This window comes from Paenibacillus sp. LX16, from assembly GCF_036252815.1.
Lineage (GTDB): Bacteria > Bacillota > Bacilli > Paenibacillales > Paenibacillaceae > Paenibacillus > Paenibacillus polymyxa_B.
The window spans coordinates 1,535,487-1,549,254 of sequence record NZ_CP141152.1 but is presented as its reverse complement, the minus strand read 5'-3'; the positions used below and the strand labels follow the sequence as shown (position 1 = coordinate 1,549,254).

The window sequence follows — 13,768 nt, the reverse complement described above, 5'->3', positions numbered from 1 at the left end:
ATTACTTCCCTTTCACATTCTTGTTCCTTGAATACAGCTGAAATATACATAGAATCCGAACATTTTCAGTATTTTCTTCAAGCAAGGAGAGGAAAACAAGTAGATCATGGCGTGTCTAGCATCTTATTAGACAAGCGGACTACATCAAGCAGGGGAATTCGTGACTTTATTACCATCATGTGAGAGGAGAATTTTCATGAAGAGTTTTAATCGTTCCATTGGCGCGAAATTACGAATTATGTTTTTGCTGATTCAGCTCTTTGCATCCCTTTTGTTTAGCATCAGTTTCTATGCAATATCCATGAGTATCATTAATAACAGTGTCATGCCTCAGGTAGACCAATTGCTAGAAATTGGAGCTAAAAATGTATATCAGGATCTCAATATTTCCTTAGCTGTTCAGGCTGGGCAAGGAAGCGGTTCTGATTCCGGCTCCGCTATACAGATGGAATCCTATCTTCAGGACAAGGTCGATACCCTCAAATTAGAATCGGCATATATCGCGGTAGTGAAGGATGGTAAAGCCGAAGTCGTCGCACGGAATGTAAAATCAGTATACAAGGTCAAGAATGCACTCATTCCTGTAGAGGATATTAAAAAAGCAAAACAAGGCGAGATGAATATCAGTGAAATTTACAGTGATTCGTACGGAGTACACAAAACTGCCTTCTTTGCTATATCGGGTAGTAATCTAGTTCTGGGTGTGAACGAAGATGTCGGATTCGTACAGGAAAAATCCCAACAAATTTTATGGATTTGCATAGGTATTACAGTGGCAACGCTCCTGCTGGGCGGAATTATTTCTACCCTCGTGATACGTAAAGTTGTAGAACCCATTGCTGAATTGGTTCGTCATAGCGAAAAAATTGCTCAAGGTGATCTTTCACAAGAAGCGAAGGTTCATGGGGTTAATGAAATTGCCCAACTTGCCCGTAGCTTCCAATCCATGTCTCATAACTTGAAAGAAATGATCGGCCATGTGCTTTCTACATCCGGTGCGGTTGTTGAAGGATCGGACGAGCTGCTTCGTCGGACTGAGGCTATGAGTGTAAAAGTGCAGGACTCTACAGTTGCCGCAGAGGAAGTAGCGAAGGGCAGTACCAGCATAGCTACAGCTGCTGCTGAAAATGCACAGGCTATGGAGGAAATCGCTCAAGGTGTTCAGCACATCGCCTCCTCTGCCAATGATGTATCCGATCAAATCAGTGAAGCGACGAAAGAAACGGTTAACGGTAATACGCTCGCTCAAAAAGCTGTAGCTCAAATGTCACAGGTAGGACATGCTGCCGATGAATCGCTTCGATACATCCATAGTATGAATGAGCGCTCAGAAGCCATTGGCAGTATCGTTTCGGCTATTTTCGATATTACGAAACAAATTCAAATGTTGTCCCTGAATGCCTCCATTGAAGCTGCCCGTGCGGGCGAACATGGACGGGGCTTTGCCGTAGTAGCCGGAGAAGTACGCAAGCTTGCCGAGCAATCTAAAGAAGCCACACAAGAAATTTCCGACTATTTGGTTACCATTCAAGAAGTATCGCAACAATCTGTGGACTCTGTGACCCAGGTGAGCCGTGAAATTCATTCGGGAACGGAAATGGTTCAACAAGCGAGCTCAGCCTTTAACCAGCTAAGTGAGCTTATGCAAAAGATCAATGCTACGATTCAAACGGTATCTGCAGCAACGGAGCAAGTATCCGCCAGCTCGGAGGAAGTATCTGCTTCCGTGGAAGAGACAGCTCTCATCGCTGCCAATGCACAGCATATGATTCAAGAAATCGGTTTAAATGCCGATGAGCAACTGAATGAAATGGAAAGCCACAGCGAGGTTGTTCGCCAATTAAGCAAACAAGCAACCGAACTGCAAAAGGCTGTCCAAAAATTTAAAATTACGTAAGCCAATATAATACAAAGAGGTATCTCACAGTCTTGAAAATGGCTGTAGAGATACCTCTTTATTTTTTTAAAGCGATTTTAATAATCATCCATGAAGTTTATGAATTCATTCCCATAATACGATAAATTTGCTCCATATCTAAATGAGCCCGTACCACCTCTGCGACACGGTCAAACTCTCGTTCCTTGGCTTCACGTACAGTAAAAGTGCTTTCTAAAGGTGCCAAGCCCTTGGCTTGTCGCAATCCATCCAGCCAGCACCGGCGAAAACGGTCATTATCAAACACACCATGTAAATAGGTTCCCCATACTTTACCATCTGTCGTACCCCAGCCTTCCTCAAAAGCTGTTCCTTCGCCACGCCGGATATGGAATATCCTTTTCATTTCGCTTAGGTTTAAAGTTCTATCTGTAGGTGCGAATGGTTCCGTAACATACTCCGTAACGCCCATATGTATTTCATAGCCTTCAATGCTAGGCTTGGAGGCAGAACCCGAATCAGGCGCAGTGCTAAGCAAAAGCGGGCAATAATTAGACAGGGTTCCCTGTACGCGTACGGTTTGCTTTTCCTTTAAAAAGGTCGTGGATAGAGCCAGCCAACCTAACCCTTCTGCCTGCTGCGGCAACCCAGATTCGACGGCTTCGGGATCAAATAGTGCGGTACCCAGCATCTGATAACCTCCACAAATGCCAACTAGCTGTGTGCATCCGGTATTCATAGCCTGCCGAATGTCTTTCTCCAGACCTCTCTCACGCAATTCCAGCAGGTCTCCAATGGTGTCTTTGGTCCCCGGTAAGATAATGGCGTCCGGTACGCCCAACTGTCCGGCTTCTGTGACATAACGAACACTCACATCCGGCTCTGCGGCCAGAGCATCCGTGTCTGTAAAATTGGAAATCCGCGGATATCGTATCACCGCAATATCCAGTTCTTTATCCTTTGCAGATTGCTTGGGCTTCTTATCCAATACTACCGAATCCTCTGCTTCAATGCGAATGTCTGGCAGATAGGGCAATACACCGAGTACAGGAATGCCTGTCCGTTCTTCCAGCCAGTCTAATCCTGGTTGAAGCAGAGACAGATCACCTCTGAATTTATTGATGATAAATCCGCGGATACGCTGTACTTCATGGGGTTCCAGTAATTCGATAGTTCCTACGAGAGAGGCAAAAACACCGCCCCGGTCGATATCTGAAATAAGCAACACTGGAGCATCCGCCCAACCTGCCAGATTCATATTTACGATATCGCGGTCCTTCAAATTAATCTCTGCCGGGCTGCCCGCCCCTTCCATAAGGACAATATCATAGGTATCACGCAACCGATTCAGAGCATCCATGACGGTCTGTTTGGCTTTTGGCAAAAAATCCTTCCGGTAATCGGAGGCGCTCATATAGGCATAAGGTACACCGTGTACAACAATTTGTGAGTGCATATCTTTGACCGGCTTAATCAGAATCGGATTCATATCAGTTGTGGCCTCAATACCGCAGGCCTCAGCCTGCACCCCCTGAGCTCGTCCAATTTCCTTGCCGTCCTCGGTAACATAAGAGTTTAATGCCATATTTTGCGACTTAAACGGTGCGGGACGATATCCGTCCTGCGTAAAAATACGGCAAAGCGCAGTCGTCACCACGCTTTTGCCCACATCCGACGCTGTTCCTTGAAGCATCAATACGGCTGCCGGGTTTGTGTAGGACGGTTCGAAAGTTGACAATTGCCTCTTCCCCTTTAACGAATTCATTTCAAATCTGGTCACAACCCGTACAAAATGACAATAAACAACAATAAAACAGTCTCCAGCAATTCGTTTAAAGTTCCGTATATATCTCCCGTAAGTCCACCCAAGCGGCGGTTAATACGGTTTGCCGTGAAGGTTCCAACACCGTAAGCCAAGACCGGAAGCAACACAAAACCTAGCGAGATTGGAAGGCTCTCAGAATACGAAAGGAACGGCTGTAAGTATGATCCTGCCAACAACAGATTCCCAGTCCCCCTTGTTGCTGTAGCCAAACCTGCCAGAAGATATTGTCCTACGGCAGCACTCAGGGTCACTAATACTGCCCAGAATACGGCCAACCCTAGGCGGCCACCACTCATATCAGCGAAACGCGCAGCCAGCCCATCATCATTACGGGCTTTAGGCCAGCGCTTCATTGCATGTACCATAAACCAGCGGCTCCAAACCATCGGAAGCAGCAGCAAGCCAGACACATTCCGTTCAACCAGCACCGTATACAGCAAAGAAGCCTTGAGCATGAGTAGCAACACACAAGCAATAACGCCCATTGCCCCTACACGGCTATCTTTCATAATCTCCAGCATCCGCTCACGAGATCGGTAGCTGAACAAGGCATCGGCCGCATCCATCCACCCGTCCAAATGCAATCCGCCCGTCAACCAAACCCAGACAACAAGCGTAAGAATCGCACACGGCAACGGCGGCAATATCATAGAAGTAAGCGCCGCAAAGCCCCAGACAATGATGCCAATAACCACTCCCACCAGCGGATAATAACTTGCACTGCGTTTAAGCAAATCCGGGGAAAAATCTATTTCCGCCTTCACCGGAAGACGCGTTAAAAATTGAAAAGCCGCAGCAACAGCCTGACGTTCGCGGCTCATAGCTTATATTCCAACTGTTTGAGTTCTACAGGAATGCCCGCCGTCACCAAAAATACTTCATCACAAAGACGGGCAATCCGCTGATTCATAACCCCACTCAAATCCCGATACAGCCGACCAAGCGGATATTCAGGCACAATACCGTCACCAACCTCGTTAGTCACGATGACGAGCTGCCCCGGATACTGCTCCACAGCTGCCGCCAGTTCATTAATGGCAGCTCTGGACGTAGCTTCGCCGTCCTCGCCTGCGGCCAGTAGCACGTTCGACAGCCACAGGGTCAGGCAGTCGACTAGCACCATAGGCGAGGATGATGGCTGCGACGCTTGATCGCCGCCAAGCCGTCGCAGCAGCTCAGGCAGCGCCTGCGCTTCCTCCAGCGTCTGCCAGTCGTACCCGGCAGACTCGCGCTGGACCCGATGAAGGGCGATGCGCTCCTTCATCTCCATGTCATAGGCTTGCGCCGTTGCAATGTAGCAGGCGCCAGGCGCGCGCGACATGCATAATCGCTCGGCAAAGTCGCTTTTCCCGCTGCGTGCCCCGCCGGTCACGAGCGCTTTCATCGCTGCGCGGCTCCCTGACCGTCCGATACGCCTGCATCGGCAAAGGTCGCCATTTCGCGCATAATGCGGCACGCCGCATCAATCAGGTGCAAGCTAAGCGCACCTCCTGTGCCCTCCCCGAGCCGCATGTCCAAATGAAGCATGGGCTCCAGCTTGAGCTGGCGGAGCACCGCCGCGTGCCCGCGCTCGTCCGAAGCGTGCGAAGCAAGCATGTACGCAGCGCTTGCAGGCGCAAGTGCACGCGCTGCGAGGGCAGCTGCGCCTGAAATAAAGCCGTCCAGCACAACTGGACAGCGATGTGCGGCTGCGCCGAGGATGACTCCTGCCAAGGCGGCAATCTCCAGACCGCCGACCTTAGTGAGCACGTCGAGCGCATCATTTGCATCGGGCTGGTTCACGTCCAATGCGCGGCAGACAACCGATATTTTACGGGTAAGCCCAGCCATATCTACACCCGTTCCCCGGCCTACGATAACTTCCGGCTCCAGTCCGGTGAGAGCACATACGACTGCAGCGCTGGCTGTCGTATTCCCGATGCCCAGCTCTCCGGTAACGAATAGCCGTGTGCCTCCTTTGACTGCTTCTGCTACGGCTTCTGCTCCGGCCAAAACCGCCTGTTCCGCTTCCGTACGCAACATCGCTGGCCCTTTAGCTATATTCGAAGTACCCATGCGTACCTTACGGTCCACCAGATTCGCGTGAGCGACATCCGCATTCACGCCAACATCTACCACCTTGACATCTGCGCCCGCATGACGTGCCAGCACATTAATTGCCGCGCCACCTGACAGCATGTTATACAGCATTTGCTGTGTAACCTCAGCCGGAAAGGCACTGACTCCCTCTTCACACACCCCGTGATCCGCAGCCATAACCATAACCGTTTTATGCTCAAATTCAGGCTTGTCCACTCCTGTAATTCCTGCTAGCTGAATGGCCACACTTTCCAACTTTCCAAGACTTCCCGGTGGCTTCGTTAATTGGTCCAAATGGGCTGAAGCTGCCGAGGCCGCCACCCCATTCGGCTGGGCAATGCTATCGATCAGCTGACGCAGCTTGTTGTTCATACCTTCCACTCCCTGCTCTTTTTAAGTGTGTTTCATCGTTTATTTAATCTGCTGTGTCCGAAGCACTTCTGCGCAGCAAGAGCTGCGGCACACCGCTATCGGGATGCGGAAGCATCACAGGCTCAACACCATATACACGGCGAATCCGATCCTCGGTTAATAACTTCGATGAAGCTCCCAATCCTTCAACCATTCCATCTTTGAGTACAAGCAAATCTTCGCAAAATTGGGCTGTCAAGTTAAGATCATGCAAGACCGCAATGATCGTCACACCCGTTTCTTGGCGCCAATCTGCCAGCAGTTCCATAAATTCAAGCTGATAGCGCAAGTCCAGATAGGTCGTAGGCTCGTCCAGCAGCAATATTCGTGGCTCCTGCACCATTACTTTTGCCAAAGCTACACGCTGTCGCTGTCCCCCACTCAAGCGGTCCAATGCTCTGTCCGCCAACGTGGTAAGACCCAATCGCTCCAGCACGCGATCCGTGATCGCCTCCACATCAACACCCTTTTCCCTGCCTAACCAGTCCTGATGAGGAAAACGTCCCATTTCTACGACTTCTCTGACGGTGTATCCCACTGGAGGAAGCCCTTCCTGTTGGAGTACGGCTATGAGTCGGGAAAGCTCTTTTCTGCTGTAGCTACCGACCTTTTTGCCATAGATATGAACGTTTCCCGATGTTGGCTGATCTACACCCGAAAGCAGATGCAGCAAGGTCGATTTTCCACTGCCGTTCGGACCAATAATCCCCCACCAAGTTCCTTCGTCGACGCTCCAGCTTATATTCTTTAACGCATGGAACTCTCCATAGGCACGTGTCAGACCCGCTACCTCTAATGCCCGATCACGCACTTTCTGTGATTCACTTTGTTCTGTCACAGCAGTTCCCCCCTGCGCAGCTTCTTGTTCCGATACAGGAGATATGCGAAGAACGGTGCCCCAACAAAGGCCGTCATCACGCCCAGAGGAATTTCCGTGGGGGCTAACAACGTGCGAGCCGCCGTATCTGCCCAAGCCATAAAAATGGCTCCACCGAGCGCAGATAATGGAACAATCATCCGGTAATCAGGACCTGTCACCAGACGAATGATATGCGGTACAACAAGTCCCACGAAGCCAATCACTCCACATACCGAGACAGCGGCAGCTGTCAGCAGCGTGGAAATGATCAGAACAGATAGCTTCGTCGCATCTACATGAACTCCCATGTGAGCCGCCTGACGTTCACCCAAAGCCAAAATATTCAGCACCCGTGCCCGGTTCCATAGAAATACCAGTCCTATGACCACATAAGGTAAAAGGATTCCTGTATATGACCAACCGCGCAGACTAAGACTTCCCATCGTCCAGTACAATATTTCATTGACCGTCTCCTTCGACATGGCTGTCAGAAAGGAAACAACCGCTCCCAGAAAGGATTGCATCACCACACCCGACAAAATGAGACTTTGTGTCGGAATTTTTCCACCTTCCCGTGCCAACGTCAGCACCATCCACAGCGTCAGCATTCCGGTCGTAAATGCCACTAGCGGCAGCGTCCATATGCCAACAAATGAAAATTGAAGGCCCCAATAGATCAGTACTGCCGCTCCTACCGAAGCCCCCGAGGATACCCCCAGTGTATACGGATCAGCCAAAGGATTACGCAGCACACCCTGAAATCCGGCTCCCGCCAGCGCCAGCGCTGCTCCTACCAACATTCCCAGTAACACTCGTGGCAATCTGACCTTCAAAATAATCTGCTCTGAGGATGTATTCCAATCCGGTGTAAACGTATCGCCTAACCACGGAAGGTGGTTAACCAGAATGCCCGTGATCTGGCTAACCGGAAGCTTGGCCGAGCCGATGCCAAGACAGAGCAGCAGCGTCAGCAACAGCAGGACAAGACCTGTCCCTCCAAAGCCGATCAGTTTACGGTTCATTTGAAAATTTCAGGATACACGCCCTTGGCCACTTCCTTGAGACCTTCCGTTACGCGTGGACCCGGACGACTGATCAAATTATCATCCACGGCAAACACCCGGTTGTGGCGAACAGCCGATATTTGATCCCATCCACTGCGAGCTTTAATGATTTCGCCGAGCGTTTGACCAGTTTTGTCGTCCTTGACACTTTTGCTGTACAAAATCACGTCAGGGTTCGCAGCAATAATATTTTCCTCACTAATTTGGTACCACCCCTTCTGCGTGGCACCTACATTTTCACCGCCCGCCAACGTAATCAGCTCGTCCATAAACTCGCCTTTACCAACTGTCCAGCCTGGTGAAAACTCGACGTATACCCGCAGCTTCTGCCCTTTACCGATATTTTTAACTCCTTCTTTCACTTCCGCTACATCTGCTCTCATCTTGTCAGTCACCGCTCTCGCTTCTTTCTGATGATCGGTGATTTCCCCATACAATTCGATGTTAGCTATGACATCTTCAACTGTCTTCGGTTCCGTTTTAAAAATCATAATTCCCATGTCGCGCAGCTTGGTCGTAGCCTGTTCACTAAGTGATATCCCTGCAAAAACGACTTCCGGGTTCGCAGCAATGATCGCCTCTTCGTTCGGTTTCATAATACCGCCCACTTTAGGCTTTTTCGTAGCTGCTTCCGGGTAATCAGAGTAGTCGGAGACGCCAACTATTTCCTTATCCAGCCCGATGGAGAACAGCGCCTCGGTTTCTGCCGGGGAGACGGAAACGATTTTATCCGGCGCTTTTTTGAATGTAAATTCCTGTCCTGTTGCATCCTTAACTGTGAGTGGGTAAACTGTTTTGCCCGGAGGCTCTTGTGCGGTTACGGTCTTTCCTGGCTGCTGTGAAGAAGTCTGGTTCTCTTTATTTTCAGCATTTTTCCCATTAGCTCCACATGCACTCAGCACAACTGCCAAAATCAGAACCAATAGACCTGTTGTCCAAACCTTTATTTTTTTTCCTGCCATGATTTGCACCCCTTCATAAAAAAATCGTTAAGAGCGTTACTTGAGCATCATCAGATATCTTCTAAATCCAGCCTTCTTTTCCTATCAAAAAAACCCCGCATCCTCATATCAGGACACAGGGGTCACGTTAGCGCAGATCGTGCGCAGGCGGCAGCTTCTTTCCGCACGGACAGTCACTGCGAACACGTCATCCTTTCCTCGAAGGATTATGGTGACAGGCAAACGGGCAGGTATCCTGACTTATGGTAAGATGCATGTCCTGAAATTCCTTCATATGCTTAGTAGCACATAAAGCAGGACTAACCGGCATGTTTCCATTTACAGTGGCGGGACCGCGCCGGACTTACACCGACTTCCCTTTTAACAGCGCAGGCAAGGGAAACCATAGTTTCATCACACTGCGCCGACCTCGTCTGCTGGATATTTGATGTAGTGGTAGTCAAGCCGTTCTTTTACTTGATGATTATAGGTTAAAATGAGGCGGCTTACAACCCAAACAGCCTCTTTATCCGCTGGTGTCTAACCTAATGAGGGAGCATTTCCGCTATGTAATTGTGCGGTCCTGCCAGCCTCAATTGAATCCTAAATGCTTCTCCCGGCTTCGGATTCAGACTCCAAAAATCATGGCCCGGTATCAGCATGCAAGCTAGCTGACGAATTACGCCACCATGCGTAACGACCAAAACAGAGGGCGGCGCAGCAGTCAAATCCATGGGTTGAACTTCCATAGCAACACGCCATTCATACAGAGAGTCAAGAAATTTCCGCAAGCGATTCACAAAATCTGTCCAAGACTCTCCTCCAGGAGGGGTTATCCGTTGCGGCTCATCAATCCAAGCGCAATACAACGACACATCCTTGAGCATGTCATACGTTTTTCCATCCCACTCGCCAAAATGAAGCTCTCGCAGACGTGGTTCCATCATAGGAGACATAATAGATAGGGAACCTCCAGACGTCAATTCTGATTCCGGCACAATGATCTGCAAGGTCTGGCGACATCGCATTAAATCGCTGCAATAGATTCGAGCAAAGGACTGCCCTTGCAATTTTTCTTGCAAAGGCTTTAATTCCTGTTCTGCTCCCGGTAGCAAACCTAAGTCGGAGTGTCCCAGATATCGACGTTCCTTATTCCATAAGGTTGTACCGTGACGAACTAACACGAGTTCCATGTCCCAATGCAGATCTTCTTTAGCATCATACGGCACCTTATCCTCCTGTGAGTTCGGACTTTGTGCGTATTCTACTGTCCTTTTTACTGCTATATCTTGTTTCAAGATCATGTCACTTCCTGCTCGATCATTATTCAGTGTGTCACTCCTCACCGCACCCATCCCAAGGCAAAACAACCTGCAGCTCCTAACAAACACAATCCTACAAACATACTGGACACGGCGAACATCAGCTGGATTGTATGCCGTATATCTTTCGACTCTAGCGGTCGTATCCAATCGCCCATGTATGCACGAAAGGAGCGCACGCCATGATACACATTATAGCCTCCAAGACGAATCCCCAGTGCACCAGCAACAGCCGATTCCGGGAAGCCACTGTTCGGGCTTGGGTGCAGACGAGCGTCTCGCTTGACTGTGCGCCAGCTTCTTGCAGCATCTCGCTTGTACATCCACGCCGCTACCACAAGCATTGCCGCTGTCAGGCGTGCCGGAATGTAGTTAGCTACATCATCCAGACGTGCTGAAGCCCAGCCTAAATGCAGATACTTTTCATTTTTATAGCCAACCATGGAATCGAGCGTATTCACGGCACGATAAGCCAGCGCCAAGGGTGCTCCCCCGATCAGGGCATAAAAAAGCGGGGAAATAATCGCGTCCACGATATTTTCAGCGACCGTTTCAACCGTACCGCGTACAATCTCAGGCTCATCAAGCTGTTGCGTATCCCGCCCGACAATCATGCCCAGCTCCCGTCGTGCTGCAGCCAGGTCATCCGCCTGCAACGCTCGGTATACTGCCATTCCTGCATCCTTTAGTCCTTTAGAAGCAATCGTGGTCGCAATCAGCACCATTTCTGCGCCGACAGATAACCATGGATGAATCCAGGCAAGCAAGTGCAACAGCGCCCAGGCGAGCGCAAAGGAGCCTCCCGCCACAATAAGTGGAAGCAGTATACCCGCACGTTTCAGCCCCCAGTCACTTCGGACCTGGCGGCGAATCACTTTTTCCAATGCCGAAATGGCATGTCCCATACCGATGACTGGATGCGGCAACCACCTCGGGTCACCGATCAGCCTGTCCAAAAGATAGGCTGCCAGGATAATCAAGCTAACTGTCACGCCGCTGCTCCTCCTCCAGCACTTCACCCAATACAGACAGCAGCCTGTCGTTGGCTTCCGCGTCCTTGACCGCAATCCGAAAATGGCTCGTCGTCAGCCCCGGATACATAGCACAGCTACGTATAAGAATTCCGCGTTGTCCAAGCGCCTGCTGAATCGCCGATGCGCTCCACGTACCCGGCGCCCTTGCCAGCACGTAATTGGCTTCGCCGGGAACGACACCGCAGCCCCATTCCGCCAAGGCGGTCAACAGGCGGTTGCGCTCCGTAGCAATCAGCTCCTGTGTTTGGCGCTCATATGCTTGCCCACTTCTCAAACACGCCTCCCCAGCCAGCAACGCCAATCCATTCACACTCCAGGTCACCTGTTTGGCCGTCATTCGCCGGATATAGTCCGGATGAGCAATCGCATAGCCCAATCGTAAGCCAGGAATGGCATAAAATTTGGTCATTGACCGGATCAAAATCACATGAGGATAACGATCCAGTACAGGCAGCAGTGAGATTCGCCGTTCCAGCGGGATAAAATCAATGAATGCTTCATCCACCACCAGCACGGTACCCGTTGTGCCAGCCGCCTCTGCCAGCTCGCACAACTCCTGCTCACCATATTGCACACCGTTTGGATTATTCGGCTGCCCAAGGAACAAAACATCTACCTGCTCCATGAGCTGAAGGATGTCCTCCACGTCCGCCTTCCATTGAAGCGAGGCCTTTCCGTACACCCGGTTGACCTCAGCTCCAAATTTGCCAGCCAGCTCCGCATATTCTGAAAAACACGGCTCTACTGCACCCACACGCTTAGGAGCTAGTCCCAATAGTAGGAGCGCCATACTTTCAGCCGCTCCGTTTCCGATACTTAGCGACTCCGGTGGAACATGCAGTCGCCGTGCGAGCATATTTTTAAAATTCCGATGCCCAGGGTCTGGATAGCGAATCACAGTGTCAAATGAGTGTTGCAGCGCCTCAAGCACCTCTGGTGGTGGACCAAGCGGATTAATATTTGCACTAAAATCTACAAAATCCGCAGCAGCTCCGCCAAATGTCGCCGCAGCTGTTTCCCTGTCCCCGCCATGACCGTAAACCTCTATCATTGCCTCTCATCCTTTCCGGCCGTTCCCAATCATTTAGCTCCATTATGAGGCTGCTTTTTGCGTCCCGTCAATGCAAATGAGCTTTTGTGTACATGGCTCACTTGGGTTACAATAGATGGAGGCACACATAAAATTACACAGTTTGTATATACGGAGGAATGGACATGCTGTTCATCGACAACCAGGGCATACACGATCCAGCCATTAATCTTGCCATTGAGGAGTACGCGCTCAAGCATCTTCCGCTTGACGACAGCTATCTGCTGTTTTATATTAATCAGCCTTCTATTATTATAGGCAAGCACCAAAATACCATTGAAGAAATCAACGCCGAGTTTGTCAGAGATAACAATATTCAAGTGGTTCGTCGCCTGTCCGGCGGCGGTGCTGTATATCATGACCTCGGTAATTTAAATTTCAGCTTTATTACCAAGGATAACGGGGAGTCCTTTCATAATTTCCTCAAATTTACGCAACCCGTTATTGATGCTCTGCGCCAAATGGGAGTAGAAGCTGAAATGACAGGCCGCAACGATCTGCAGGTCGGAGAACGTAAAATTTCAGGAAACGCCCAATTTGCCACACGCGGACGGATGTTCAGCCACGGTACATTGATGTTTAACCTGAATCTGGACAATGTGGCTGCATCGTTGCATGCCAATCCCGAAAAATTCAAATCCAAAAGCACTAAATCCGTCCGCAGTCGCGTGGCTAACATCAGCGAACTGATGGACCGTGAGATGACCATAGAGCAATTTCGCGAGGAACTGCTGCGTTTCATATTCGGTGCAGAATTGGATCAGGTACCTCAATATAAGCTCACCGATACCGATTGGGCCAAAATCCATGAAATATCCAAAGAACGCTACCAATCGTGGGATTGGAACTACGGTCTATCCCCCGAGAGCAATATCAAGCACACACGTAAATTTCCGGTCGGCATTATTGATATCCGCATGGATCTTAAGGAAGGCTATATCCGTGATATTAAAATCTATGGGGATTTCTTCGGCGTGGGTGACGTTGCTGATATTGAAAATATCCTGCGTGGCAAGCGCTATGATGAAGGTGAGGTCCGTCAAGCCTTATCCTCTCTCGATTTGAAGCACTATTTTGGTAATATTGAGCTGGACGATTTTGTTGGACTTGTATTTTTGGAAGACTAACCGTTACTTTTTTCCATCGTTTCAAGCCAATACTTCAGTGGTTATAAGGGGACAGGCTCTTATAGGGGCCATCCCCTTTTCATTGCGATATTGTCATTTTGAATATTATAAGATACAATTTTAACATTGCCCCATGATAG

12 protein-coding genes and 1 riboswitch are annotated in these 13,768 nt (G+C 49.7%); of the genes, 2 read left to right on the top strand and 10 right to left on the bottom strand.

Annotated elements, in window-relative coordinates; genetic code table 11:
- The first annotated feature begins 196 nt into the window (after positions 1-196).
- Entirely contained in the window at positions 197-1,897 is a 1,701-nt protein-coding gene (locus T3H97_RS07070; RefSeq protein ID WP_328802108.1) for a methyl-accepting chemotaxis protein, read from the top strand.
- 97 nt (positions 1,898-1,994) lie between these two features.
- Here the strand turns inward: T3H97_RS07070 and T3H97_RS07065 are convergent, their stop codons facing one another.
- From T3H97_RS07065 to cobD, 10 genes are all read right to left on the bottom strand, one after another.
- Positions 1,995-3,614 (bottom strand): cobyric acid synthase, encoded by a 1,620-nt coding sequence (locus T3H97_RS07065; protein WP_328802107.1) that lies wholly within the window; start codon positions 3,612-3,614, stop codon positions 1,995-1,997.
- 38 nt (positions 3,615-3,652) lie between these two features.
- Entirely contained in the window at positions 3,653-4,522 is an 870-nt protein-coding gene (gene cobS, locus T3H97_RS07060) for an adenosylcobinamide-GDP ribazoletransferase (RefSeq protein ID WP_328802106.1), read from the bottom strand.
- The gene (gene cobU / locus T3H97_RS07055; protein ID WP_328802105.1) at positions 4,519-5,085 is read right to left on the bottom strand and encodes a bifunctional adenosylcobinamide kinase/adenosylcobinamide-phosphate guanylyltransferase; all 567 of its coding nucleotides are present in this window, start codon (positions 5,083-5,085) and stop codon (positions 4,519-4,521) included. Before cobU ends, cobS begins: the two co-directional genes overlap by 4 nt.
- On the bottom strand, positions 5,082-6,152 hold the full coding sequence (gene cobT / locus T3H97_RS07050; RefSeq protein ID WP_328802104.1) for a nicotinate-nucleotide--dimethylbenzimidazole phosphoribosyltransferase: 1,071 nt from the start codon (positions 6,150-6,152) through the stop codon (positions 5,082-5,084). The genes cobU and cobT overlap by 4 nt, the downstream gene beginning before the upstream one ends.
- Positions 6,153-6,195: 43 nt before the next feature.
- Positions 6,196-7,029: an ABC transporter ATP-binding protein gene (locus T3H97_RS07045; RefSeq protein WP_053324912.1), complete on the bottom strand. Its 834-nt coding sequence runs from the start codon at positions 7,027-7,029 to the stop codon at positions 6,196-6,198.
- On the bottom strand, positions 7,026-8,072 hold the full coding sequence (locus T3H97_RS07040; protein ID WP_103047604.1) for a FecCD family ABC transporter permease: 1,047 nt from the start codon (positions 8,070-8,072) through the stop codon (positions 7,026-7,028). Before T3H97_RS07040 ends, T3H97_RS07045 begins: the two co-directional genes overlap by 4 nt.
- On the bottom strand, positions 8,069-9,076 hold the full coding sequence (locus T3H97_RS07035) for an ABC transporter substrate-binding protein (protein ID WP_328802103.1): 1,008 nt from the start codon (positions 9,074-9,076) through the stop codon (positions 8,069-8,071). Before T3H97_RS07035 ends, T3H97_RS07040 begins: the two co-directional genes overlap by 4 nt.
- A gap of 208 nt (positions 9,077-9,284) precedes the next feature.
- Positions 9,285-9,478: riboswitch (cobalamin riboswitch) on the bottom strand.
- A 122-nt stretch (positions 9,479-9,600) separates the two neighbouring features.
- The gene (locus tag T3H97_RS07030; protein ID WP_442955636.1) at positions 9,601-10,359 is read right to left on the bottom strand and encodes a histidine phosphatase family protein; all 759 of its coding nucleotides are present in this window, start codon (positions 10,357-10,359) and stop codon (positions 9,601-9,603) included.
- 38 nt (positions 10,360-10,397) lie between these two features.
- Entirely contained in the window at positions 10,398-11,369 is a 972-nt protein-coding gene (cbiB, locus tag T3H97_RS07025; protein WP_328802102.1) for an adenosylcobinamide-phosphate synthase CbiB, read from the bottom strand.
- Positions 11,359-12,462, bottom strand: a complete 1,104-nt coding sequence (gene cobD, locus T3H97_RS07020) for a threonine-phosphate decarboxylase CobD (protein ID WP_328802101.1) — start codon at positions 12,460-12,462, stop codon at positions 11,359-11,361. The genes cbiB and cobD overlap by 11 nt, the downstream gene beginning before the upstream one ends.
- 164 nt (positions 12,463-12,626) lie before the next feature.
- Between cobD and T3H97_RS07015 the strand changes: the two genes are divergently transcribed.
- Positions 12,627-13,628 carry a lipoate--protein ligase gene (locus T3H97_RS07015; RefSeq protein WP_023987643.1) on the top strand — a complete coding sequence of 334 codons (1,002 nt, stop codon included), beginning with the start codon at positions 12,627-12,629 and terminating at the stop codon, positions 13,626-13,628.
- Positions 13,629-13,768 lie beyond the last annotated feature (140 nt).